Annotated in this window: 23 protein-coding genes; 16 read left to right on the top strand and 7 right to left on the bottom strand. The window is 65.7% G+C overall.

What is annotated here, in order from left to right:
• Positions 1-72 precede the first annotated feature (72 nt).
• From QGV54_RS19170 to gshB, 8 genes are all read left to right on the top strand, one after another.
• Positions 73-849, top strand: a complete 777-nt coding sequence (locus tag QGV54_RS19170) for a VOC family protein (protein ID WP_281019045.1) — start codon at positions 73-75, stop codon at positions 847-849.
• A 131-nt stretch (positions 850-980) separates the two neighbouring features.
• A complete protein-coding gene (locus tag QGV54_RS19165; RefSeq protein ID WP_281019046.1) occupies positions 981-1,775 on the top strand; it encodes an enoyl-CoA hydratase in 795 nt (264 codons plus the stop codon).
• Between the two features lie 3 nt (positions 1,776-1,778).
• Entirely contained in the window at positions 1,779-2,930 is a 1,152-nt protein-coding gene (locus QGV54_RS19160) for an acyl-CoA dehydrogenase family protein (RefSeq protein ID WP_281019047.1), read from the top strand.
• Between the two features lie 150 nt (positions 2,931-3,080).
• Complete coding sequence (locus QGV54_RS19155) at positions 3,081-4,148, top strand: putative zinc-binding metallopeptidase (protein ID WP_281019048.1); 1,068 nt, start codon at positions 3,081-3,083, stop codon at positions 4,146-4,148.
• A 35-nt stretch (positions 4,149-4,183) separates the two neighbouring features.
• On the top strand, positions 4,184-5,332 hold the full coding sequence (locus tag QGV54_RS19150; RefSeq protein WP_281019049.1) for an MFS transporter: 1,149 nt from the start codon (positions 4,184-4,186) through the stop codon (positions 5,330-5,332).
• 193 nt (positions 5,333-5,525) lie between these two features.
• Positions 5,526-7,625 (top strand): 3-hydroxyacyl-CoA dehydrogenase NAD-binding domain-containing protein, encoded by a 2,100-nt coding sequence (locus tag QGV54_RS19145; RefSeq protein ID WP_281019050.1) that lies wholly within the window; start codon positions 5,526-5,528, stop codon positions 7,623-7,625.
• A gap of 26 nt (positions 7,626-7,651) precedes the next feature.
• Complete coding sequence (locus QGV54_RS19140) at positions 7,652-7,786, top strand: hypothetical protein (RefSeq protein ID WP_281019051.1); 135 nt, start codon at positions 7,652-7,654, stop codon at positions 7,784-7,786.
• Between the two features lie 38 nt (positions 7,787-7,824).
• Positions 7,825-8,766, top strand: a complete 942-nt coding sequence (gshB, locus tag QGV54_RS19135) for a glutathione synthase (RefSeq protein ID WP_281019052.1) — start codon at positions 7,825-7,827, stop codon at positions 8,764-8,766.
• Positions 8,767-8,968: 202 nt separating this feature from the next.
• Here the strand turns inward: gshB and QGV54_RS19130 are convergent, their stop codons facing one another.
• A complete protein-coding gene (locus QGV54_RS19130) occupies positions 8,969-9,997 on the bottom strand; it encodes a hydroxyacid dehydrogenase (RefSeq protein ID WP_281019053.1) in 1,029 nt (342 codons plus the stop codon).
• A gap of 178 nt (positions 9,998-10,175) precedes the next feature.
• Here QGV54_RS19130 and QGV54_RS19125 point away from each other — a divergent pair, with 178 nt between their 5' ends.
• Entirely contained in the window at positions 10,176-10,586 is a 411-nt protein-coding gene (locus QGV54_RS19125; RefSeq protein ID WP_281019054.1) for a hypothetical protein, read from the top strand.
• A gap of 55 nt (positions 10,587-10,641) precedes the next feature.
• Here the strand turns inward: QGV54_RS19125 and QGV54_RS19120 are convergent, their stop codons facing one another.
• Positions 10,642-11,181, bottom strand: coding sequence for a TlpA disulfide reductase family protein (locus tag QGV54_RS19120; RefSeq protein WP_281020013.1), 540 nt, complete (start codon positions 11,179-11,181; stop codon positions 10,642-10,644).
• 40 nt (positions 11,182-11,221) lie between these two features.
• On the opposite strand from QGV54_RS19120, the gene argH reads away from it, so the two are divergent.
• The 4 genes from argH to QGV54_RS19100 are packed head-to-tail and all read left to right on the top strand — an operon-like array spanning position 11,222 to position 16,608.
• Positions 11,222-12,616 (top strand): argininosuccinate lyase, encoded by a 1,395-nt coding sequence (gene argH / locus QGV54_RS19115; protein ID WP_281019056.1) that lies wholly within the window; start codon positions 11,222-11,224, stop codon positions 12,614-12,616.
• Complete coding sequence (locus tag QGV54_RS19110; RefSeq protein ID WP_281019057.1) at positions 12,613-12,759, top strand: hypothetical protein; 147 nt, start codon at positions 12,613-12,615, stop codon at positions 12,757-12,759. Before argH ends, QGV54_RS19110 begins: the two co-directional genes overlap by 4 nt.
• Entirely contained in the window at positions 12,756-14,039 is a 1,284-nt protein-coding gene (gene lysA / locus QGV54_RS19105; RefSeq protein WP_281020012.1) for a diaminopimelate decarboxylase, read from the top strand. The genes QGV54_RS19110 and lysA overlap by 4 nt, the downstream gene beginning before the upstream one ends.
• Before the next feature lie 16 nt (positions 14,040-14,055).
• A complete protein-coding gene (locus QGV54_RS19100; RefSeq protein ID WP_281019059.1) occupies positions 14,056-16,608 on the top strand; it encodes a TIGR02302 family protein in 2,553 nt (850 codons plus the stop codon).
• 17 nt (positions 16,609-16,625) lie between these two features.
• On the opposite strand, the gene QGV54_RS19095 is transcribed toward QGV54_RS19100, so the two are convergent.
• Positions 16,626-17,261, bottom strand: coding sequence for a VOC family protein (locus QGV54_RS19095; RefSeq protein WP_281019060.1), 636 nt, complete (start codon positions 17,259-17,261; stop codon positions 16,626-16,628).
• A 201-nt stretch (positions 17,262-17,462) separates the two neighbouring features.
• Between QGV54_RS19095 and QGV54_RS19090 the strand changes: the two genes are divergently transcribed.
• Both QGV54_RS19090 and QGV54_RS19085 read left to right on the top strand, forming a co-directional pair.
• Positions 17,463-18,452 (top strand): NADPH:quinone oxidoreductase family protein, encoded by a 990-nt coding sequence (locus QGV54_RS19090; RefSeq protein WP_281019061.1) that lies wholly within the window; start codon positions 17,463-17,465, stop codon positions 18,450-18,452.
• Between the two features lie 33 nt (positions 18,453-18,485).
• Positions 18,486-19,724, top strand: coding sequence for an acyl-CoA dehydrogenase family protein (locus tag QGV54_RS19085; protein WP_281019062.1), 1,239 nt, complete (start codon positions 18,486-18,488; stop codon positions 19,722-19,724).
• Positions 19,725-19,751: 27 nt separating this feature from the next.
• On the opposite strand, the gene QGV54_RS19080 is transcribed toward QGV54_RS19085, so the two are convergent.
• The 3 genes from QGV54_RS19080 to QGV54_RS19070 form a co-directional block, all read right to left on the bottom strand.
• Positions 19,752-20,591: an ABC transporter permease gene (locus QGV54_RS19080; protein ID WP_281019063.1), complete on the bottom strand. Its 840-nt coding sequence runs from the start codon at positions 20,589-20,591 to the stop codon at positions 19,752-19,754.
• On the bottom strand, positions 20,588-21,301 hold the full coding sequence (locus QGV54_RS19075; protein ID WP_281019064.1) for an ABC transporter permease: 714 nt from the start codon (positions 21,299-21,301) through the stop codon (positions 20,588-20,590). The genes QGV54_RS19080 and QGV54_RS19075 overlap by 4 nt, the downstream gene beginning before the upstream one ends.
• Positions 21,302-21,427: 126 nt before the next feature.
• A complete protein-coding gene (locus QGV54_RS19070; RefSeq protein WP_281019065.1) occupies positions 21,428-22,210 on the bottom strand; it encodes an ABC transporter substrate-binding protein in 783 nt (260 codons plus the stop codon).
• Positions 22,211-22,419: 209 nt separating this feature from the next.
• Here QGV54_RS19070 and QGV54_RS19065 point away from each other — a divergent pair, with 209 nt between their 5' ends.
• Complete coding sequence (locus tag QGV54_RS19065) at positions 22,420-23,400, top strand: NADPH:quinone oxidoreductase family protein (protein ID WP_281020011.1); 981 nt, start codon at positions 22,420-22,422, stop codon at positions 23,398-23,400.
• Positions 23,401-23,444: 44 nt separating this feature from the next.
• Here the strand turns inward: QGV54_RS19065 and QGV54_RS19060 are convergent, their stop codons facing one another.
• Entirely contained in the window at positions 23,445-24,674 is a 1,230-nt protein-coding gene (locus QGV54_RS19060; protein ID WP_281019067.1) for a CoA transferase, read from the bottom strand.
• Positions 24,675-24,696: the final 22 nt, after the last annotated feature.

Below are 24,696 nucleotides of genomic sequence, written 5' to 3'. Positions count from 1 at the left end.
ACCACCGGCGCCGTTTCCGTTTGTGGCCGGCCTGTGCGAAAAGGGGAGCAGACTTCAAGGGGAGGACGATTGATGAAACTGCGCCAGATCGCGTTTGCTGCGGAAAAGCTGGAACCGGCGGAAGAGGTTCTGCTGGATGTACTGGGACTGGAGGTCGGGTTTCGCGATCCCGGTGTCGGCCACTTCGGGCTGCACAATGGTGTCATCCCGGTGGGCGACAACTTCCTGGAGATCGTGGCGCCGGAGCCCGGGCAGACCGACACGGCGGCGGGGCGCTTCATGGCCCGGCGCGGCGGCGACGCCGGTTACATGGTGCTGCTGCATGCCGCCGATGCGGCCCCGACACGGGCGCGGGCGGAGAAGCTGGGCATTCGCGCCGTCTGGAACAGTGACGACGATGGCGCGGTCGCGACCCATTTCCACCCGGTTGATCTGGGCGGGGTCATCCTGTCGGTCGATTCCTTCGCCGAGTCGCCGGACCCGTCGGAGGAATGGAGCTACTGGCGCTGGGGCGGGCCGGACTGGCTCAGCCATGTGCGCGCGGGCCTGACCGAGGCCATGGTCGGCATGGAACTGGTCAATCCCGATCCTGCACGGCAGGCATCGACCTGGTCATCGCTGCTGGACATTCCCTGCCTGGCGGTCGAGGGCGGCTTCGACATGCCGCTGCCCGACGGGGGCATCATCCGTTTCCGCGCCACGGGCGCGGACGAACTGCCCGGAATCTCGGCCATCGATTTCCGCATGGCGGACAAGGCCGAGTCCCTCAGCCGTGCAAAGGCGCGTGGCCTGCCAAACGATGCCGACGGCTTCACCATGATGCAGGTGCGCTGTAACCTGATCCAGTAATTCGGGTTTGGTCTGTTCCATCCCTCTCCCCCACCCGGCCACCCACGTGAGTATCCTTGTTGGGTGGCCGGGTGGGGGAGAGGGATGGAACAGGCAGCAAACGAGCCACACTTCCGGGGAGGAATGAGGAAATGACCGATCACCTGTTGGTCGAGGAAAGGGATGGCGTTGCCGTCCTGACAATGAACCGGCCGGACCGGCTGAACGCGCTGAGCGGGGAAATGCTTGAGGCGCTGGTGGAGAACTGCCAGCGGCTGTCCATGGACCGCTCCATCGGCTGCGTCGTGATCACGGGCGCGGGCCGCGGCTTCTGCGCCGGGGGCGACGTGAAGTCGATGGCCGAAGGGCGGGAGTTCGCCGACAACACGCTGGAGGCCAAGGTGCTGAAGCTGCGCGGCGGCATGGAGGTTTCCCGCCTGCTGCACGAGATGGCGAAGCCGACAATTGCAATGGTGCGTGGTCCGGTCGCCGGGGCGGGCATGTCCATCGCCCTGTCATGCGACATGCGGGTGGCCTCCGACACGCTGAAGTTCACCACCGCGTTCGCCAACGTGGGCTATTCGGGTGACTTCGGCGGCAGCTATTTCCTCACCCATCTGGTCGGCACTGCCAAGGCCCGGGAGCTTTACTATACCGCCGACAAGCTGAACGCTGCAGAGGCGCACGCGCTGGGCATCGTCAACCGCGTTGTCGCCGACGCCGACCTGGAGGCGGAGACCATGGCGCTGGCGCAGAAGATCGCCAACGGGCCGAAGATCGCCCTGTCCTACATGAAGCGCAACATGAACGCGGCCATGACCGAGTCCCTGGCCCGCTGCTTCGACATGGAGGCGATGCACCACACCCGCAGCGGCGAGACCGAGGACCACAAGGAGGCCGCGAAGGCCTTCGTCGAGAAACGCACACCGACATTCAGGGGGGTCTGAGCCATGATTCCACGCACGATCTTCAATGAAGACCATCAGATTTTCCGCGATTCCTGCCGCCGTTTCATGGAGACGGAGGTGGAGCCCCACCATCGCCAGTGGGAGAAGGACGGCCAGGTCTCCCGCGAGGTCTGGCTGAAGGCGGGCGAGGCCGGCCTGCTCTGCTGTGACATTCCCGAGGAAATGGGCGGCATCGGCGCCGACTTCATGTTCTCCGCCATCGTGCTGGAGGAACTGGCCAGGGTCGGTGCAACGGGGCCGAACTTCCCGCTGCATTCCGACATCATCGCCCCCTACATCCGCCACTATGGATCGGCGGAACAGCAGAAGAAGTGGCTGCCGAAGATGACCACAGGGGAAGTCATCGGCGCCATCGCCATGACGGAACCCGGTGCCGGATCGGACCTGCAGGGCATCCGCACCACCGCGAAACGCGAAGGCGACGAGTACGTCATCAACGGCTCCAAGATCTACATCTCCAACGGCCAGCTCGCCGACCTGGTGGTGGTGGCCTGCAAGACCGACCCGAACGAGGGCTGGCGCGGCATCAGCCTGATCCTGGTGGAGGGTGATCGCGCAGGCTTCGAGCGCGGGCGCAATCTCGAGAAGATCGGCATGCACGCGCAGGACACGTCGGAGCTGTTCTTCAGCGACGTGCGGGTACCGGTGTCCAACCTGCTGGGACCGGATGAGGGCAAGGGCTTCATCCAGCTGGTCAGCCAGTTGCCGCAGGAACGGCTGATCCAGGCGGTCAAGGGCGCGGAGACCGTGCAGTCGGCCATCGACTGGACCGTGACCTATACCAAGGACCGTCAGGCCTTCGGACGCAGCATCGCGCAGTTCCAGAACACCCAGTTCAAGCTGGCGGAGCTGCAGTCGCATGCAACCATGCTGCGGGTCTTCGTCGATCGCTGCCTGGAACAGCACCTGAAGGGGGAACTGAGCGAGATCGATGCCGCGATGGCAAAGATGAACGCCACCGACATGCAGTGCAGGGTGCTGGACGAATGCCTGCAACTCCACGGCGGCGCGGGCTACATGTGGGAATATCCCATCGCCAGGGCCTGGGCCGACAGCCGCATGTCACGCATCGCAGGCGGCAGCGCGGAGATCATGAAGCAGATCATTGCACGCGACATGATGGGCCGGAACTGACAGGATCGCACCGGCCTGCCCGCACCTCCGGTCCGACATTGCAGTTCGGCTTCCGAAGGGCGACATGCAGGCAGGTCGGTGCCGTTTCCCGAACGCCGGAACGGACATGGGCCACATCCAAGTTCTTGAACCATTCCGGGAATCCATGACGTGAAGATCTTTACCTGTGGCAGTTGCAGTGCGGCTGTCTACTTCGAGAACACGACATGCATGTCCTGCGGCGCGGACCTCGGGTTCGTGCCGGATACGTCACAGATGGTGGCCCTGGATGCGGACGGCAGCGCGACACTGGTCGGCGGCGGCACATCGACCCGCTACGTCAAGTGCAGCCACCACGCCCAGGACAATGGCTGCAACTGGATGATCCGGGACGGTGACGCGGATCCCTTCTGCGTGTCGTGCAGGCTCAACAACACCATCCCGGACCTGGATGTGCCCGGCCACCGCGAACTCTGGCACCGGCTGGAAGCGGAGAAGCGGCGGCTGGTCTTCACCTGCATGCGACTGGGGCTGGATGTCAGTCCGAAGTCGGTGCGCGCGGATGGGCTGGCCTTCGACTTCCTGGCTGACGAGGACCCGACCTTCAGCGAACGCGGCCGGGTACTGACCGGCCATGATGCCGGACTGATCACCATCAACATCGCGGAGGCCGATCCGGCGGCGCGGATCCGCATGCGCGAGCAGATGGCCGAGCCCTATCGCACAATCCTGGGCCACTTCCGCCACGAGTCCGGGCATTTCTACTGGGATCGCCTGATCGCGCCGACCGCATGGCTGGAGCCGTGCCGCCAGCTCTTCGGGGATGAACGGCAGGACTATGGCGAGGCGCTGGAGACGCATTACCAGAACGGCCCGCGCAGCGACTGGCGCGACCACTACATCAGCGCCTATGCCGCCAGTCACCCGTGGGAGGACTGGGCCGAGAGCTGGAGCCATTACCTGCTGATCATCGACACGCTCAACACGGCCTGGAACTTCGGGCTGCAGACCGATCCGCTGCAGGTCCGGGCCGACGGGGTGGAGATCGCTCAGCGATCCAACCCCTATGACGAGACCGATTTCGAGCGTCTGATGTCGCAATGGATGCCGCTGACCGTGGCGATGAACAGCCTCAATCGCAGTGTCGGCCAGGAGGATGCCTATCCCTTCGCGCTCGCCGCGCCGGTGGTCGAGAAGCTGGGCTTCGTGCACCGGGTGGTGCGGGGCCTGCCGCTCTGAGCGGGACGGTCGCAGAACCCCCTGCCGACAATGGCATGGGCTGGGCGATCCGGCTGTCGCTGTTCTATGCCGCGATCTTTGCCGTGGCCGGGGTGCTGATGCCCTGGTGGCCGGCCTGGCTGAGCGCGCGCGGGCTGAGTGCGGACGAGATCGGCATCGTGCTGGCCGCCGGATTCTGGATCAAGCCGCTGACCAGCCCGCTCGGCACCCGCTGGGCCGACAGTCTGGGGCTGCGGCGACGCCCGCTGGTGCTGCTGCTGGTGGGCACCACCATCGGCTATGCGCTGTTCCACTTCGCCGACGGGTTCTGGATGTTCCTGGGCTTCACGATCCTGGCGCAGGCCATCTATGCCCCGGTGCTGCCGCTGGGTGACAACCTGACCATGACCGCGGCGGCGCAGAAGGATCTGGACTACGGACGGATGCGCCTCTGGGGCTCGGTCAGCTTCATCGGCGCGGTCTATGGCGCGGGCTGGCTGCTGGAGGGGGGGAACCCGGACATCACGCACTGGCTGGTGGTGGGCGGTCTGGCGCTGACCACCATCGTGGCCCTGTTCGTGCCCGATATCCGCTTTCCGGTCGCGAAGGACCGCAAGAGAGGCGCCCTGCGCCTGCTCGCCCACCCGGTCTACCGGCTGTTCCTGCTGGCGGTCGGCCTGAATGCGGCGGCCCATGCGGTGCTCTATGGCTTCGGCACGCTCGACTGGCAGGCGCGGGGTCTCAGCGATGTGGAGATTGGTCTGCTCTGGGCCGAGGGCGTGGTGGCGGAGATCATCCTGTTCGCCTTCGCCCGGCAGGTGATTGCCCGCATCGGCCCGATGATCCTGATGATCGTCGGCTGTGCCGCCGGCATCCTGCGCTGGTCCGTGGTCGGCTTCGTCGACACCTTCACCGCGCTGGCCCTGCTGCAGGTGCTGCACGGCCTCACCTTCGGCGCGACCCACCTGGGGGCCATGCACTTCATCCAGCGCGCCGCGCCACCCGACATGTCGGCCAGCGCCCAGGGGCTGTTCGCCGCCTTCGGCATGGGCATCTTCATGGGCCTCGGCGCCCTGCTCGCGGGCCGTCTCTACGGCGACTTCGGCGCACACGCCTATGTCGCGATGGCGGGCCTGTCGGTCGGCGCGACAGTGGCGGCACTGCTGCTGAATCGCCGGTTCGACGGCAAGTATCTGGCGCTGTAGCGCGAACAGTCTTTGACGCTCCTGACAGCCTGAGCTAACTCATTGGTACGAGTTTCTTGCCGTGGCCTGTTCCATCCCTCTCCCCCTCCCGGCCACCCATTAGGGATACTCCCGTGGGTGGCCGGGAGGGGGAGAGGGATGGAACAGGCTGTCGCACGGACACACAAACATTCCGATTGGGGAGGAGAGAGCCATGTCATCACCTGTGGTGCTTGAGAAACGCGGCGCGGTTGGCGTCATTCTGGTGCAGAACCCGCCTGTGAATGCGCTCAGCCAGGCTGTGCGGCAGGGGCTGCGGGACCGGCTGGCGGAGGCGCTGGCCGACGACAGCATCACGGCGGTGGTGCTGGCCGGTGACGGGCGCACCTTCATCGCCGGTGCCGACATCCGCGAATTCGGCAAGCCCATGACGGCCCCGGGTCTGAACGAGGTCATCCAGGACTACGAGAACGCGACCAAGCCGGTTGTTGCCGCGATCCATGGCACGGCGCTGGGCGGTGGTCTGGAGACGGCTTTCGCGGCGCATTACCGCGTTGCCGTGGCCAAGGGCTTCGTCGGCCTGCCGGAAGTGAAGCTGGGCCTGCTGCCGGGTGCCGGTGGCACGCAGCGGCTGCCGCGCGTGGCCGGTGTCGAGACGGCACTGAAGATGATCACCTCCGGCGACATGCTGCCCGCGCCGCTGGCCCAGAAGGCCGGTATCGTCGATGCCATTGTCGATGAGCTGATTCCGGGGGCCTGCGCCTTCGCCGAGAAGCTGGTGGCCGACGGCGCGCCGCTGAAGGTGATCTCGCGCAGCCGCGGCAAGCTGGACGAAGCCGACAAGGGCATCTTCGACAAGTTCCGCGCCGACCTGGCGAAGAAGGCGCGCGGCGTGCTGGCACCGCAGAACTGCATCGCCGCGGTCGAGGCATCCGTCACGTCGGACAGCTTCGAGGCCGGTCTGAAGCGCGAGGGCGAGCTGTTCATGGAACTGATGCAGAGCCCGCAGCGGGCGGCCCAGATCCATGCCTTCTTCGGCGAGCGCGAAGTGGCGAAGATCCCCGACATCCCGAAGGGCACACCGACCCGCGAGATCAACAGCTGCGCCATCCTGGGCTGCGGCACCATGGGCGGCGGCATCGCCATGAACTTCCTGAATGCCGGCATTCCGGTGACCATCCTGGAACTGGAGCAGGCGGCACTGGACCGTGGCATCGGCATCATCCGCCGCAACTACGAGAACAGCGCCAAGCGTGGCCGCTTCACGATGGAAGAGGTCGAGAAGCGCATGGGTCTGCTGACACCGACCACGTCCTATGACGACATCGGCCAGGCGGACATCGTCATCGAGGCGGTGTTCGAGGACATGGAGATCAAGAAGCAGGTCTTCGCCAAGCTGGACGCGGTCATGAAGCCGGGCGCGATCCTGGCGTCGAACACCTCCACCCTGGACATCGACGAGATCGCCTCCGTCACCAAGCGGCCGGAAGACGTCATCGGCACCCATTTCTTCAGCCCGGCCAACGTCATGAAGCTGCTGGAGAACGTGCGCGGCGCCAAGTCCAGCCCGAACACGATCCAGACCGTGATGGACCTGGGCAAGCGCATCGGCAAGATCTGCGTGCTCGCGGGCAACTGCCACGGCTTCATCGGCAACCGGATGCTGCATCCCTATGGCCGACAGGCGAGCTTCCTGGTGGAAGAAGGCGCCCAGCCGGAGGATGTGGATCGCGTGCTCTATGACTTCGGTCTCGCCATGGGGCCGTTCGCCATGGGCGATCTGGCCGGTCTGGACGTCGGCTATCGCGTGCGCCAGCACCAGTTGAAGACCTGGCCGCAGGGCCGCCGCTATTCCTCGCTGGCCGACAAGGTCGTGGAACTGGGCCGTCACGGTCAGAAGACCGGCGCGGGCTGGTACCGCTACGAGGAAGGCAGCCGTGTGCCGCTGCCCGATCCCGTGGTGAAGGAGCTGATCGAGAAGAACTCGGCGGAGGCCGGGATCAAGCGGCGCGAGATCTCGGATGACGAGATCCTGGAACGCTGCATGTACGCGCTGGTGAACGAGGGCGCGAAGATCCTGGAGGAAGGCATCGCCATCCGCTCCGTCGACATCGACATCACCTACATGAACGGCTACGGCTTCCCGAAACACCGGGGCGGGCCGATGCACTACGCCGATTACGTGGGCCTCGACAAGGTGCTGGAGCGGATCCGCCACTACTACGAACAGTCGGGCGAGGATGACTGGAAGCCTGCGGCACTGATCGAGAAGCTGGTCGCCGAGGGCAAGAGCTTCGCCGACTTCCAGCGCTGATGCGCTGAACCGGGGAAAGGGCCGCCATGCCGGGTGCAGGAGTGCTCTGCATGGTGGACCATCCTGCCGCCGCGCCTGTCGCGGCACCTGACCACTGCCTGCCAGTCCGGATTACCGGCGTGCGGTTTGCCCGCGCCCGCGTCCGCCCTATCATCGGGTGACCGCTGCCGGTTCGGGCAGCCACGAACGGGAAAAGCTCATGACACTCAAGGTCGCCGTCCAGATGGACTCGATTGCCGGGATCGACATCAAGGGGGATTCCACCTTCGCGCTGATGCTGGAGGCACAGGCGCGCGGCCACGAACTGAGCTGGTACCTGCCCGACGAGCTGGCCTGGCAGGACGGCAAGGTCATGGCCCGGCTGCGCGACGTCACCGTGCAGCGGGAAGTCGGCAACCATTTCAGCCAGGGTGAGGACCGCATCATCGACCTGTCGGAGGTCGATGTGGTGCTGCTGCGCCAGGACCCGCCCTACGACATGGCCTATCTGACGACGACCTACCTGCTGGAACGCATCCATCCGAAGACACTGGTGGTGAATGACCCGATGGAGGTGCGCAACGCGCCGGAGAAGCTGTTCGTCACCAACTTCGTCGATCTGATGCCGCCGACGCTGATCACCCGCAACACGGACATGATCCGGGCCTTCCAGGCCGAGCATCAGGACATCATCATCAAGCCGCTCTACGGCAATGGCGGCGCCGGGGTGTTCCACCTACGGCCCGGCGACGACAACCTGAGTTCCCTGATGGAAACCTACGCGGTGATGTACCGCGAACCGATCATCGCGCAGAAGTTCCTGCCCGACGTGCGCAAGGGCGACAAGCGCATCATCCTGGTGGACGGGGAACCGGTGGGCGCGATCAACCGCGTCCCGGCAGAGGGCGAGAGCCGGTCCAACATGCATGTCGGCGGACAGGCCGTCCGCTCCACCCTGACCGCGCGGGAGCGGGAGATCTGCGACCGCATCGGCCCGGAGCTGAAGGCGCGCGGCATGATCTTCGTCGGCATCGACGTCATCGGCGACTGGATGACGGAGATCAACGTCACCAGCCCCACCGGCATCCAGGAAATCGACCGCTTCGACGGCTCCAACCTCTCCGGCCTGATCTGGGACGCCATCGAAGCCAAGCGCGCCTGAGTCGGGTCACGTCCCTCCAGCGCCTCAAGCTGGGCTCGCGGATCAAGTCCGCGAGCGTCGTGGGTGGGTCTTGTTGAGATGACCAACTTCCGGCTCCACCTTCCACCACGCCGTGCCCGGGCTTGACCCGGGTACCCATGGTGCCGCGCAGGCGTCGGAGACCAGGCTCGCGGCGGGTCAAGCCCGTGAACGATGACGGGGGCTACCCCTTCAGGAACCCTTGCACCCTCTTCTGCCAGACAGGCAGCACGGCTGTGTTCACCGGGCGCACCGGGGCCTTGCCGTCGAAGATGTCGATCAGTTGCGTCGCGGCGTAGCGGGCCATGCGTTCGCGGCTGTCGCGGGTGACGCCTGCGGTGTGGGGGCTGGTGATGACGTTGTCGAGGGAGAGCAGCGGGTGGTCGGCGGTGGGGGGCTCGGCATCCCAGACGTCGAGACCGGCACCGGCCAGATGACCGGACTTCAGCGCCTGATACAGCGCGTCCTCGTCATGGATGAAGCCGCGCGCGGTGGCAATCAGGCGGGCGCCGGGCTTCATCATGCCGATGGCCGCCGCGTCGAACATCCTCCGGGTCTCGGCGCTCAGCGGGCAATGGATGCTGACCACGTCGGAGCCCGACAGCACCTCCTCGAAGCCGACCTTCCGCGCGTCACGGCGGGCCATCTCATCGGCATCCAGATAGGGGTCGTATGCCAGAACCTCGCAGTCGAAGGCGTGGCGGCAGATGCTGGCCAGCCTGCGCCCGATGTGACCGAGGCCGATGATGCCGACCGTCTTGCCCAACAGGTCCGCGCCCCGGAAATCGGTACGCGCGCCATTCCAGCCCCGGCGCAGGGCGCGGTCCGCCTCCGGCACCCGCTTCATCAGCAGCAGCATCATGCCGAGCGCATGTTCCGCCACCGCCTCCGCATTGCCGCCCGCCTGATTGACCACCAGCACCCCTGCCGCCGTGCAGGCGTCGAGGTCGAAGGTATCGACACCCGAGCCGCCGGAGGACACCACCAGCAGTTCCGGCGCCCGGGCCAGGAAGGCGGCATCGACGCGCAGCGGTTCCGGCACCTCGTCCCGTGCCGGAACGCACTGGAACGCGTGCGCGGAGGCCAGCGTGGCGAAACTCTCGGCAAACGGCGCGTGGCGGTCGATGCGGATCACTTCATGTTCCGGCCGTTCAGCCAGAATGGGCAGGGCATTCTCCGCCGGAAACGCATCGAGATAGACAATCCGCGCCATGAAACGCTCTCCCCAGAATCCTCATCCATGACTGCACGGAAGGCGCGGCGTCGTCCCTGTTCCCCGCCCGGCCACCCATTCAGGATGATCCCGTGGGTGGCCGGGTGGGGGAGAGGGACGGAACAGGCAGCAAACTTCCGGCAACCAATCATCAAGCTATCGTGGCCAGAATGAACTGATGCGCAATCCCCTACCCCTGCTGCTCCTGCTGACGATACTTCCCGGACTGCTGACAGCGGCCCCGAAGACATATCCGGCAGAACCGGACCCGGAGGAGACCTGCCGTCTGGTGGAGATCCACAGACCGGACGCCGATGTGGCCTATCGGCCCGGTGTCGACGCAAATGGCAATGCGGTGGCACCCGCCGATCTTCCCGGTTCAGGCGGCATTACCCTGCCCAACGAGATCACCATCGACCTGCGGGTGCCGCTGGCCGAACTTCTCGGAGCCGACACACCGCCCTTCCTGAACGATGCCGGGATCGATGCGGGGCAGGTCACCGTCAACCGGCAGACCGGTGCACTGTTCCATAACGGCCAGCGCCTCGATGCGCCCTACGCGGTGCTCTGCGAGCCAAAGGAAGACTGAGCGGGAGGTTTACCTCTTCTGGAAGCTGCGCCGGCCCTCCTGAAGAAATATCCTCTCAGGACGCGCCGTCCGCGATCAGCGCATCGATCAGGGCCAGTGCTTCCGGGCTGTCCCATTCCGCCGGACCGACCAGTCGCGCCACTTCCTCCCCCTGCCGGTTCAGCAGGATCGTGATCGGCAGGCCATAGGCCCCCAGCGCGCGACCGATCCGGGTGGTCGGATCGACGTAGAGCGGCAGGTTGTCGGCATCCACTTCCTGCAGGAAGGTCAGCGACTTCTCGGCACCGCCCCGGTCGACCGAGATCGCGGCGACCAGGAAATCATCGCCCCCGCGCGCAGTCTGAAGGCGGCTGATCGATGGCATCTCGTGGCGACAGGGGGCACACCAGGTGGCCCAGAGATTGACCAGCACCACCTTGCCGCGGAAGGCATCGAAACCGATCTCAGCGCCGCTGCCGTCCCGGAAGCTCGCATCGGCAAGCGGCTTCGGCGTGTCATGAACCGCGAGATTCTGTAACTGACCCGTGGCATATTGCGCCAGCGGGGGTTCCGCTCCGGCGCCTGCCGGACTAAGGATCGCCATCAGCAGGGCCAACAGGCCGATCCGGTGCAACATTCCAGGCCACAGAGATTTCATGTCAGACAAACCCACCAGCAATGAGATGTGGGGCGGCCGTTTCGCCGGCGGCCCCGCGAAGGTGATGGAGAAGATCAACGCCTCCATCGATTTCGACCAGCGCTTCCATGCCCAGGACATCCGGGGATCGAAGGCGCATGCCGACATGTTGGCCGCACAGGGTATCCTGACAAGGGATGACGTTGCCGCAATCAATGACGGTCTGGACGCAATTCTGCGTGAGATCGATGAGGGCAGGTTCGAATTCTCGGCCGCGCTGGAAGACATCCACATGAATGTGGAGAACCGGCTGCGGGAACTGATCGGCCCCACGGCGGGCCGCCTGCACACGGGGCGCAGCCGCAACGACCAGGTGGCAACGGACTTCCGCCTGTGGGTGCGCGACACCATCGACCGCCTCGACCTGGCGTTCCGCGACCTGATCACGGCCCTGCTCGACCAGGCCGATGCCCATGCGGAGGCGGTGATGCCCGGCTTCACCCACATGCAGGTGGCGCAGCCGGTGACCTTCGGCCACCACATGATGGCCTATGTCGAGATGTTCGGGCGCGACCGGGACCGGCTGGCGGAGACGCGGCGGCGGCTGAATGAATCGCCGCTGGGGTCGGCGGCGCTGGCCGGCACCTCGTTTCCCATCGACCGGGATGCGACCACGGCGGCGCTCGGCTTCGACCGCCCCACCGCCAACAGCCTGGACGCGGTGTCGGACCGTGATTTCTGCCTCGATTTCCTGCACACCGCCAATGTCGCCGCGATGCATCTTTCGCGACTGGCGGAGGAACTGGTGATCTGGTCCTCGGCGCAGTTCCGCTTCGTCACCCTGTCGGATGCCTTCTCCACCGGCTCCTCGATCATGCCGCAGAAGCGCAATCCGGACGCGGCGGAGCTGATCAAGGGCAAGATCGGGCGGGTCAGCGGGGCCTATGTGGCACTGACCATGGTCATGAAGGGCCTGCCCATGGCCTATGGCAAGGACATGCAGGAAGACAAGGAAGCCCTGTTCGACGCCGCCGACACCATTGAACTCTGCGTCACCGCCATGGCGGGGATGATTGCCGACATGGTGCCGAACCGCGACGCCCTGCGCAGCGCCGCCACCTCCGGCTTCGCCACCGCGACCGATTTCGCCGACTGGCTGGTGCAGGCCCTCGACATGCCGTTCCGGGAGGCACATCACGCCACGGGTGCCGCAGTGAAGGCAGCCGAGGATCGCGGCTGTGATCTGGCCGATCTGCCGCTGGAGGTGCTGCAGCAGATCGAACCGAAGATCACCGATGCGGTCTACAGGGTGCTGGACGCGGAAAGCGCCGTGCATGCACGCAAGTCCTATGGCGGCACCGCACCGGATCAGGTGCGGGCACAGATCCGCCGCTGGCGGGAGAAGCTGGCATGATGCGGCCGCTGATCCTGGTGCTGCTGGTGCTGGCCGTCGGAGTCAGCGCCTGCGGCAAGAAGGGCGAGCCCCTGACCCCGTCCGAAAGTGCCCGGCAGCAGGCCGAGCAGGAGAAGAAGCAGCAGCGAAAGAACGCCGAATGACCGACCAGTTCCAGTACCGCGATGGCCATCTGCATGTCGAGGATGTGGCCATTGCCGAAATCGCGGACCGGGTGGGTACCCCGGTCTATGTCTATTCCTCCGCCATGCTGCGCCGCCAGTACCGCGTCTTCGCCATGGCGCTGGCCAGTGCCTGTCCTGCGGTGGAGAGCCTGATCTGCTATTCGGTGAAGGCCAACAGCAACCTGGCCATCATCCGCACGCTGGCCCGCATGGGTGCCGGTGTCGATGTGGTGTCGGAGGGGGAGCTGCGCCGTGGCCTCGCCGCCGGGGTACCGCCGGAGAAGATCGTCTTCTCCGGTGTCGGCAAGACCCGGATGGAGATGACCTTCGCGCTGCAGGCCGGTATCCGCCAGTTCAATGTCGAATCGGAGCCGGAACTGGAAGCCCTGTCGGAGACCGCCGCCGGTCTGGGGCTGACCGCCGCCATCACCATCCGCGTCAATCCGGACGTGGATGCGCTGACCCATGCCAAGATCTCCACCGGCAAGGCGGAGAACAAGTTCGGCATCCCGATCGGCCGGGCGCGCGAGGTCTATGCCCGCGCCGCGAAGCTGCCGGGCATCCGCGTCATCGGTGTCGATCTGCATATCGGATCACAGCTGACCGACCTCAGCCCCTTCGAGAAGGCCTTCGCCAGGGCCGCGGACCTGGTCGCGGCGCTGCGCGATGACGGGCACGGGATCAATACCATCGACCTGGGTGGCGGACTGGGCATTCCCTACAGCCCCGACGCCGTCCCGCCCTCCCCCGATGCCTATGCCGATATCGTCAGCCGCACGGTCGGCCATCTCGGCGCGACGCTGATCTTCGAACCGGGTCGCATGATCGTCGGCAATGCCGGGGCGCTGCTGTCACGGGTGATCTACGTGAAGGACGGTGATGGCCGGACCTTCGTCATCCTCGATTCGGCGATGAACGATCTGGTGCGCCCGGCCATGTACGATGCGGTGCACGAGGTCCGCACGGAGCGTGAGCCGCAGGGCCGGATGATCCGCGCCGACCTCGTCGGCCCGATCTGCGAGAGCACCGACACCTTCGCAAGGGATTGTGACATGCCTTCCGTCGCAGCCGGTGATACGCTGTGCTTCATGGGTGCCGGTGCCTATGGTGCGGTGATGGCGTCAACGTACAATACCCGCCTGCTGGTGCCCGAGGTTCTGGTGGACGGCGACCGTTTCGCGGTTGTCCGGGCACGCCAGACCTTCGATGATCTTCTGGGTCTCGACGCCATACCCTCGTGGCTCGAACAGGACGGTTGAGTATTCAGGGAGCCTGATGGCAGACGAACGCGACGAGACGCTGGACAGCATTCTTGACCCGCAGCAGCGCGCGGCGCTGGGGCGGAAACTGTGGGCGACGCGTCTGATCCTGGGCTGGGAACGTCTGGTTCCCCTGCTCTGGCCAGGCTTCGCCGCGGTGCTGCTGCTGGTTTCCGTCACACTGCTCGGCATCTGGCAGTTGCTCCCACCCGTGCTGCATCTGGTGGGTCTGGCGGCTGGCGTCCTCGGTTGCCTTTTCCTGCTGCTGCGCGGCCTGCTTGCCTGGCAGGCCCCCTCCGCAGAGGAAGTGGTGCAGCGGCTGGAGCGTTCCGGTGGCGCCCACAGGCCCCTCACCAGCGTGCAGGACCAGATCGCCGTTGGCCGTGACGATTCCGCCGCCCTGTCGCTCTGGCAGGCGCACCGGCGCCAGATGGCGGCACGTATCGGGGCATTGCGCCTGCCTGTCGCCGACACCCGGATGCCCGCGCGCGATCCCATGGCCCTGCGCCTGCTGGTGCTGATGATCTTCTGCCTCAGCCTGGCCGCCGCAGGTGGTCGCTCGGGGGAGCGGCTGGTCGCCGCGCTGGACACTGGCACGGCAACCGACGCCCTGGCCGACGACACGGTGCTGGAGGCCTGGGTGACGCCGCCCGCCCATACCGGCATGCCGCCGGTCTTCATCAGTGCGTTGACCCCGTCGCAGGATGATGCCGGCGCGGCGGCGCCCCTCGCGGTGCCGACCGGCAGCCGCTTTCTGGCCCGCTATCATGGCGCGGCCGAACCGGCTCTGGCCGTGGCAGACACGCTTGAGGCCTTCGAGCGCGTGGGCGAGAAGGATCTGCAGATCGAACGGCTGATCACGGCAGGTGACCGGCTGAGCATCCGCGACGGAGAGCGCGAGATCGCCGGTTGGCCGATCAGCATCATTCCCGACCACCAGCCGACTATCGAACTGACGGAGCCGCCAAAGGGCACCCTGCGCGGCGCGCTGCGGCTTGCCTACCGCGCCACCGATGACTATGGCGTTGCCGGTGTTGCCGTCCGGATCACGCGCGACGGGCATGACGGCGAGATCATTCTGGACCTGCCGCTGTCGAGCCGCCGGCCGATGGAGGCCATCGATACCGTGTTCCGCGATCTGGCCGACCATCCCTGGGCCGGCAGGCAGGTGGTTCTTGTCATGGAGGCGCGGGACGATGCGGATCAGATCGGTCGCTCCGAACCACTGACCTTCGACCTGCCGGCACGCACCTTCAGGCAGCCCGCCGCCCGCGCCGCCATCGAACTGCGGCAGCGGCTGTTCGACGATGCGGCGGGGCAGCGGGAATGGGTGGTTCGCGCGCTGCATGCCCTGATGATCAACCCGAAGCGCTATCACAGCGATTTCGCGGTGCATATCGGCCTGAGCATGCTGGCCTCCGACCTCGCGGCAAGCGGTGATGCGGAGACCATCGCCGCCAGCCAGCAGATGCTCTGGCAGACCGCGCTGAGGATCGAGGACGGGAACATTTCCGTTGCCCAGTCCCGTCTGCGCGACATTCAGGAACGGCTGTCGGAGGCCCTGGCCAATGGCGCCTCTGAGGCCGAGATCCAGGCCCTGATGGACGAACTGCAGGAAGCCATGGACGAATATCTGCGCGCCATGCAGCAGGACGCCCAGCGCCGCATGGAGGCGGGCGAGGATCTGCCGGAGATGGACGGCGCGGAGAGTGTCGAGCGTCAGAGCCTGGCCGACATGCTGGACAAGGCGCGGGAGCTTTCGCGCTCCGGCGCGCGGGACCAGGCGCGCCAGATGCTGTCCCAACTGCAGAACATGCTGGAGAACCTGCAGATGGGGAACCAGGGCGGACGGGCGCAGTCGGAGCAGCAGGCGGAACGGCTGGCGGACCAGCTCGGGCAGATGATGGAACAGCAGCAGCAGCTCATGGACCGCACCTTCGAGCGGCGTCAGCAGCAGGCCGAACCGGATTCGAAGCTGCCGTCCCAGACCAATCCCTTCAACTCCCCGGGCCGCAGCCGCTTCGGCCGCTCGCAGACATTCGATCAGAACAAGGGTGCGCGCGGCGGCACGCCGTCCCAGCAGAGCGAGCAGGATCTTGCCGACGCGCAGGGCCAGTTGCGACGCCGTCTGGGCGAACTGATGCAGCAACTGGGCGAGAGCATGGGCAGCATACCGGGGGAACTGGGAGAGGCCGAACAGGCCATGCGTTCCGCCCAGTCATCGCTGGGTGCGGGGCAATCCGACCAGGCGATGGATGAACAGGCCCAGGCACTGGACCGGCTGCGGCGTGGCGCTGAATCAGTGTTGCAGGATCTGGCTGATCAGGGCCAGGGCCAGGCACAGAACCAGGACGCCCCGGGGCAGGACGGGCGCAACGGCGAACCGACGGACCCGCTGGGCCGCTCCCCCACCGACAGCTGGGGCGAAGGCACCGGCGACATGGTGCCCGCGCAGAGCGCGCTCCAGCGCTCCCGCGAAATCCTCGACGAACTCCGCCGCCGCTCAGGCCAGCGCAGCCGTTCGGCGGACGAACTCGACTACATCATGCGGCTGCTGCGCCAGTTCTGAACCGCGAGCGGGCGACTTCAGTCCTCGCCAATCTGTTCGAGCGCAACCCGGCCAGCCGCTGTCAGCCTGCCGCGCCCGCTGGCCAGCAGTTCCTTGCGCAGGGCATAGGCGTTCCCCGTCTTCGCGGGCTTCATGTCCTCCGGCGCGGTCCGCTGCGTGACCGCCGGCCAGTGGCCCGGTTGCGGGCGCGATCCTTCATGCACGATGGCCGGGATGTCGTCGTCGACCACGGCAGGCGCTTCCGCGACTTCCATCAGGTTCCACGCGATCTCCAGCGGGATATTGTTGTTGTCGAAGAAGTACAGAGACCAGAAGACACCATGGTCGATCGGTCCGGTGACCTCGATTCCCGCCGCCTCCAGCCGGTCCTTCCACTCGAAGAACTCCTCCCGCGTTTCCACGGTGAAGGCCACATGATCGAAACCGATCGGGTCGGATGTGCGGTTGCCGTGGAATTTCTTCGTCATGGCCGACGCGCCGTCATAGGCGAAGAAGGCGATGTAATTGGCGCCCGCGCTGAAGAAGTAGTGGCGGAAACCGTCGTGACCGATACCCAGCGACAGGTCCATGCCCAGCAGGTCACGGTAGAAGCGGATGGTACCGGTCAGATCCGGCGTGATGAAGGCCAGATGGTCAATGCGGTCGAGGGCCATGTCGTTTCTCCCGGCTTGTCATTTCGTTCGGTGTCGCCTGTCCTGCAGGCCGTTGCAGGGCATCGCACGACACCAAAGTCTATACCCGAGATGAGCGCATCCCTGCCCTGCCGCAAGGTCGTGCAAGGGAAACGCTGCGTTTCCATCGGGAAGCTTCTATAGTTGCTGCAGGCGACGGCACGGGGTTCAGGGGAGGACAGGGTGCGGGCGATCATCTGCGAGAAGATCGGATCCATCGAGGATCTGAAGGTCGGCGAATTGCCGACGCCGGAACCGGGTGCGGGAGAGATTCGGGTGCGGGTGCACGCGGTGTCTCTGAACTTTCCCGACCTGCTGATGCCGCAGGGCAAGTACCAGTACAGTGGGCAACCGCCGTTTGCGCCGGGGATGGAAGCCGCTGGCACCATCGACGCGCTTGGTGAGGGAGTCACCGGGCTGGAGATTGGTCAGCGGGTTGCCGTGCATCCCTGGATCGGTTGCCTGGCCGAGTTCGTCGTCTGCCCGACGGACTGGGTCTTTCCGCTGCCTGACGCCATGGACTTCGACACTGCCGCAGCCTTCTGCCTGACCTATGGCACCATTCATCATGCGCTGAAGGATCGCGGTCGCCTGCAGGCCGGGGAAACCCTGCTGGTGCTGGGCGCATCGGGTGGCACCGGTCTGGCCGCTGTCGAGGCCGGCAAGGCATGGGGCGCGCGGGTCATTGCCGCCGCCAGCTCGGACGAGAAGCTCGCCGCCTGCCGGGCACGCGGTGCCGATGATCTGGTGAACTATGCGGAGGGCGACGAACTGCGCCACCAGATCAAGGCGCTGACCGATGGTCGCGGTGCGGACGTGATCTTCGATTCCGTCGGCGGCGACTACAGCCATCAGGCGATACGGTCGATCAACTGGGGCGGCCGGATGCTGGTCATCGGCTTCGCCGCCGGTGACATCGCGCAGCTGCCCGCCAATCACATCCTGATCAAGCAGATCGAACTGATCGGCGTTGCCTACCAGGGCTTCGCCCGCCGGTTCCCCGACCGCTGCCGGGCCAACATCGCGGCCATGATGGAACTCTGGTCGGATGGCAAGCTGCGCCCGCACATCGGCGGCACCTACAGCCTGGACAATGGCATCGACGCCTTCCGCGCCATGCGCGACCGCAAGGCAGTGGGCAAGCTGGTGGTGAGGCTGGACCAGACAGTCTGACGCAAACGAAACAGAACCCTGGGGAGGGTGACCATGGACTTCACGATCCCGCGCGAGATCAGCGACTACATCGGCGTGCTCGATGCCTTCATCGAGAAGGAGATCAAGCCGCTGGAGGAGGAGAACATCAGGTTCTTCGACCATCGGCGCGAATATGAACGCACCGACTGGGACAATGGCGGCCGCCCGAAGGAGGAGTGGGAGGAACTGCTGGCGGAGATGAAGCGCCGCGCCGACAAGGCCGGTCATCTGCGCTGGGCCCTGCCCACGGATATCGGCGGCTCGGCCGGCTCCAACCTGGGCATGGCGATCATCCGCGAACATCTGGCCCACCGGGGCCTGGGACTGCACAACGACCTGCAGAACGAAAGCTCCATCGTCGGCAACTTTCCCGTGGTCATGATCTTCCACGCCGTCGCCAGCCCGGAGCAGAAGAAGGAATTCATCGAGGACATGATCACGGGTCGCAAGCGTGTCGCCTTCGGCGTCACGGAACCCAATCATGGCTCCGACGCCACCTACATGGAAACGACGGCGGTGCAGAAGGATGGCGGCTGGCTGATCAATGGCACCAAGCGCTGGAACTCGGGCATGTCCAACGCGTCCCACGACGTGGTCTTCGCCCGCACCTCCGGCGACGTGGGCCGCCCGAAAGGCATCACCGCCTTCATCGTTCCGGTGGAGACACCGGGGGTCGACATTGCCTACATGCACTGGACCTTCAACATGCCCTCCGACCATGCGGAGGTGCATTTCCGCGATGTCTGGGTACCCGACAGCGCCATCCTGCACGAGGAAGGCCGCGGTCTGGAATGTGCCCAGGCGTTCTTCCACGAGAACCGCATCCGGCAGGCGGCATCCAGCCTCGGGGCCGGACAGTACTGCGTCGACGAGGCCGTGAAATGGGCCAACAAGCGCGTCACCTGGGGCAAGCCGCTCAGCACCAACCAGGCCATCCAGTGGCCGCTGGCCGAGCTGAATACCGAGGCCGAGATGCTGCGCAACCTGGTCTACAAGAGCGCCTGGCACCTGGACCAGGCGCACCACATGGAGGTGACGCACTGGGTCGCCATGGCCAACTACCGCGCCAACCGCTTCGTCTGCGAGGCGGCGGACCGGGCCATGCAGGTGCACGGCGGCATGGGCTACACCCGCTACAAGCCCTTCGAGCACATCTATCGCCACCACCGCCGCTATCGCATCACCGAAGGCACCGAGGAGATCCAGATCCGCAAGGTCGCCCACGACCTGTTCAAGAAGTTCAGGGACTGATCACCGGGCCGCTTACGTCAGACAGTCTCACCCGTCGCGGCGCAGGTGGCGGGTGAGGCGTTTCTCCAGCCGTTCCCAGATGTTGCGGATGGTCTCCACCATCAGTAGGTAGACGACGGCTGCCCAGAGGTAGGTCTGGAAATCGAAGCTGCGGGAATAGGCGCGCCGCGTCTCCCCCATCAGGTCCAGCACGGTGATGATGGCGACAATGGCCGATCCCTTCAGCATCAGGATGATCTCGTTGCCATAGGGGCGCAGCGCCACGATCAGGGCCTGCGGCAGGATGATCTTGCGGAACGCCTGCAGGCGGGTGAGGCCCAGCGCCTCCGCCGCCTCCCATTGGCCCTTCGCGACCGACTGGATCGCGCCGCGCAGGATCTCCGCCTGATAGGCCGCCGTGTTCAGGGCAAAGGCGAAGACGGCGCAGTTCCAGGGATCGCGGAAGAATGCCCAGAGTCCCACAGACTGCAGTTCTGGCCGGAACTCGCCGGCGCCGTAATAGACCAGGAACACCTGCGCCAGCAGTGGCGTACCGCGAAACAGGTAGACGTAGCCATAGGCCAGCGCGCCGACAGCCCGGTTCGGCGACAGGCGCCCGACGGCGACGGGCAGTGACATGGCCGCACCGAAGACCAGCGACGTGGCCACCAGCCCCAGCGTGATCTGCAGGCCCTTCCAGTACTTCGGCGCATATTTCGCGACCAGTTCGCTGTCCCAGGCCAGGATCAGATAGAGGCTCAGGCCCCCCAGCAGGCCGATCATTGCCGCCAGCGCGATCCAGCCGGTGGTGCGGGTGCCGCTCCAGCGCCGTCGCACGGGCGGTGGTGGCAGGGCGGGCTGGATATGTTCGTTGACGATGGCTGTCATCGGGGGGCATCCCCCCTGGCGGCCCAGTGATTGATCGCGCCAATGGCGATGGACGAGAGGATCGCCAGCGCCAGATAGAGCAGACAGGCGACACCGAAGAACAGGAAGGCTTCCTTGGTCACCCGTGCGGCGATGCCGGTCTGGCGGATGATGTCGGACAGGCCGATGACGCTGACCAGCGCCGTATCCTTCAGCAGGATCATCCAGAGGTTGCTCAGTCCGGGCAGCGCGATGCGGATCAGCTGCGGCAGGATGATCAGGCGCATGGTCTGGAACCGCGACAGGCCGATGGCATGACCGCCCTCGTACTGTCCGCGCGGGATGGCGCGGAAGGCGGACAGGAAGACCTCGCTGGAGAAGGAGGAAAAGACCAGCCCCAGCGCCACCATGCCGGCGAGGAAGCTGTTGATCTCTATCGTCGTCTCGCTGCCCATCGCCAGCAGCAGCTGGCGGATGCCGATCTGGGCGCCGAAATAGACCAGGAACAGGGTCAGCAGTTCCGGCAGTCCGCGAAAGACAGTCGTGTAGATATTGCCCGCCAGCCGCAGCGTCGGTTCCTCCGACTGCTTGGCCAGCGCCACGAAGAAACCGATCAGCAGGCCCAGCGGCAGGGTGGCCAGCGCCAGCGAGATGGTGACGCCCACACCGGAGGCGATCTCGTCGCCCCAGCCGGTATCGCTGAGGCTCAGCAGGGCGAGTATCTCATCCATGCTGGCACCGCCGCACGGCAGACGGACCAGGCCTCACCCGACGCCCGGTCAGGCGTGGGGCGAGGCTGGTCACAGGCGCGGTGGCCTGCATCATGCTGTGCCCGCCATCAGGCACATCCGGTCCGTTCAGCCTCCGTAGGCGTCGAACGTGAAGTACTTGTCGTTGATCGACTTGTAGACACCATTGGCGCGGATCGCCTTGATCGCGGCATTGAACTTCTGCGCCAGTTCGGTCTCGCCCTTGCGGATGGCGATACCGGCACCCTCACCATGGATGGTCGGGTCCGGCGTGATCGTGCCCAGCAGCTTGCAGCAGGCACCATCCGCACTGTCGAGCCATTCCTGCAGCACGGTGACATCATCCATCACCGCGTCCAGGCGACCGCTGTCGATGTCCAGCTTGTACTCGTCAGCCGTCGGATAGCCGCGGATCGTGCTGTCGGTGTATTTCGCCTCGGCGAAGTTGGAATGGGTGGTGGAACCCTGCACCCCGATGGCGGCATCGGCCAGATCGGCGGGGCTGGTGCCCTTCAGCGCCGAATCCTTCGGCACCGCGATGGCCGGGGGCGTGTTGTAGTACTTCTCGGTGAAATCGACCTTCTTCTTGCGCTCGTCCGTGATCGACATGGAGGCGATGATCGCGTCGTACTTGCCCGCCTGCAGGGCCGGGATGATGCCGTCCCAGTCCTGGGTGACGAAGGTGCATTCGGCCTTCATCTCGGCACAGAGCGCCTTGGCAATATCGATGTCGAAGCCCTCCAGCTTTCCGTCCGCGGTCAGATTGTTGAACGGAGGATATGCGCCCTCCGTGCCGATCTTCAGCTTCATGCCGTCGGCCTGGGCGGAGGAAAGGGCTGCAGCCGTGGCCAGCGCCGCAGCGGTGAGGGTCAGATGTTTCAGGAACCGCATTCTCTGGATCTCCCTGTTATCTCGGGTTCTGCTTCGCCCTGCATCCCAAAGCGAATTGGCCGGGTGTTCAACCGGAATCGCCCGAATCAGGGGATTTTCGGTGAAACAACGGGATTTTACGCAGGGGAACCTGCCCACCACCTTGCCGTGACCGGACGTGCGGGCTACGTCATCGGGCAGCAGATGCAAACGCAAGGGGAGAAGACGCGATGAAGGCGATGCTGTGTCACGAATGGTGCGGACCCGATGATCTGAAGCTGGAGGATGTGGCTTCGCCGGAGCCGGGTGCCGGGGAGGTCCAGATTGATGTGCATTGCGCCGGGGTGAACTTCCCCGACCTGCTGATGATTGCCGGCAAGTACCAGTTCAAGCCGGCGTTCCCCTTTTCCCCCGGCATGGAAGTCGGCGGCGTCATCTCGGCTGTCGGTGAGGGCGTGAGCGGTTTCAAGCCCGGCGACCGGGTGATGGCGATGACCAGCATGGGCGGCGGCTATGCCGAGCAGGCGATCGCGACAGCAGCGAAGACATTCCTGCTGCCCGATGGCGTGACCTTCGAACAGGCGGCCGGTTTCCCGGTCACCTATGGCACGACCTATCACGCGCTGAAGGACCGGGGCGAACTGAAGCCGGGCGAGGTGCTGCTGGTCCATGGTGCCTCCGGCGGTGTCGGTCTGAACGCCGTGGAACTGGGCAAGCGCATGGGCGCGACGGTGATCGGCACGGTCGGTTCGGACGCGAAGATGGACATCGTGAAGGAATATGGCGCCGATCACGTCTTCAACTATTCCGAACATTCGATCCGCGACAAGGTCAAGGAACTGACCGGCGGCCAGGGCGCGGACGTGATCTACGATCCGGTCGGCGGTGACGCCTTCGACGAATCACTGCGCTGCATCAACTGGGGCGGCCGTCTGCTGGTGATCGGGTTCGCATCAGGACGCATTCCGGAGGCGAAGGCGAACCTGGTGCTGCTGAAGCAGTGCCAGATCGTCGGCGTGTTCTGGGGTGCCTGGACGGAGCGGAATCCAGAGGAATGCCGCAGCCAGTTCGGCACGCTGCTGGACTGGTGCGCGGAGGGCAAGCTGCGCCCGCATGTCTCCATGACCTTCCCGCTGGAGCAGGCACCGGACGCCATGAAGGCCCTCGCCGCCCGCAAGGCCACCGGCAAGGTGATCGTCAACGTCCGCTGAACCGGAACGGGTATGCTTCCCCCCAACCCGGGGAAGCGTACCCGCTACCGCCGTTCGGCGTGCAGCACCCCGCTGGTCTGTAGCCGCGCGACATCTGCCGCCGACATGCCCAGGTCACCCTCCAGGACCGCAGCATTGTGCTCGCCCAGAAAGGGCGCCGTCAGGTCAAGGGGTTCGGGGAAGTCCGAATAGCGCAGCGGATTGCCGGTGATGGCCATCGGCCCGACGCCCCTGTCGTCGATCTGGCGTACCGTGCCGCGCTCGATCAGGTGCGGGAGGCGCATGGCGTCGGCGACGCTCAGGACCGGGGCGCAGGGCACTCTCTGCGCCTGCAGCGCCTCGATTCCGGCCTCATCGGATTCCAGGCTGCCCAGCCACCCCTCGATCACGGCGATCAGTTCAGCCTGATTCGCCATTCGCGCCGGTCCATCGACGAATCGCGGGTCCTCGATCAGGTCCTCGCGTCCCATGGCCCTGCACACCCGGCCCCACTGGTCCCCCAGCGCCACCACCACCAGATAGCCTGTCCTTGCCCGGAAGATGCCGATGGGAGCCACCATCGCGTGATGGCTGCCGGTGCGGTGCGGCTGGACCTCGCCACCGCTCAGGGAATGTACCTCCACATTGATCTCGTGGCAGTGGAAGTAGAAATCCAGCAGGGAAATATCGAGATGCTGGCCCTTGCCCGGCCCGTCACCCCGTGACCGTTCCCGATGGAACAGCGCCCCGTTGATGGCCGCCAGCGAGGTGATCGCCGTGCCCATGTCCCCGATGGCCAGCCCGACGATCGGCGGCGGCCCGTCCGGGTCCCCGATCATGGAGGTCACACCGGCATAGGCCTGGGCGATATAGTCGAAGCCGACCAGCTGATGCAGCGGCCCGCTTTGCCCGAAGGCGGAGATCGAGCACATGATGGCGGAGGGATTGATGGCGTGAACCTGCGCCCAGCCGAATCCCATCCGGTCGATCACGCCGGGCGAGAAATTCTCCACCACCACGTCTGCCCAGGCGATCAGGTCGCGGATGATCGCCTTGCCCTCGGCCGAACGCATGTCGAGGCAGACCGAACGCTTGCCCTGGTTGTGCTGCACGAAGTAGCCCGACCGGCCGTTCTTGATCACCGGCAGCACGCGGCAGAGATCGCCCCCCGGCGCATGCTCCAGCTTGACCACGTCCGCGCCCATCTCCGCCATCAGGCGGGTGCAGGCCGGGCCGGCAATGAACTGTGTGAAATCGAGTACGCGAATGCCGTCCAGCACATGGGCGTGAGCCAAGTCCGATCCTCCCCAGGGTCGT

Origin of the sequence: Minwuia sp. IMCC3060 (genome assembly GCF_029909435.1) — a bacterium.
Classification (GTDB): Bacteria; Pseudomonadota; Alphaproteobacteria; order Minwuiales; family Minwuiaceae; genus Minwuia.
Note: the sequence above shows the minus strand (reverse complement) of the source record. Positions and strands in the feature narration are given on the sequence as shown.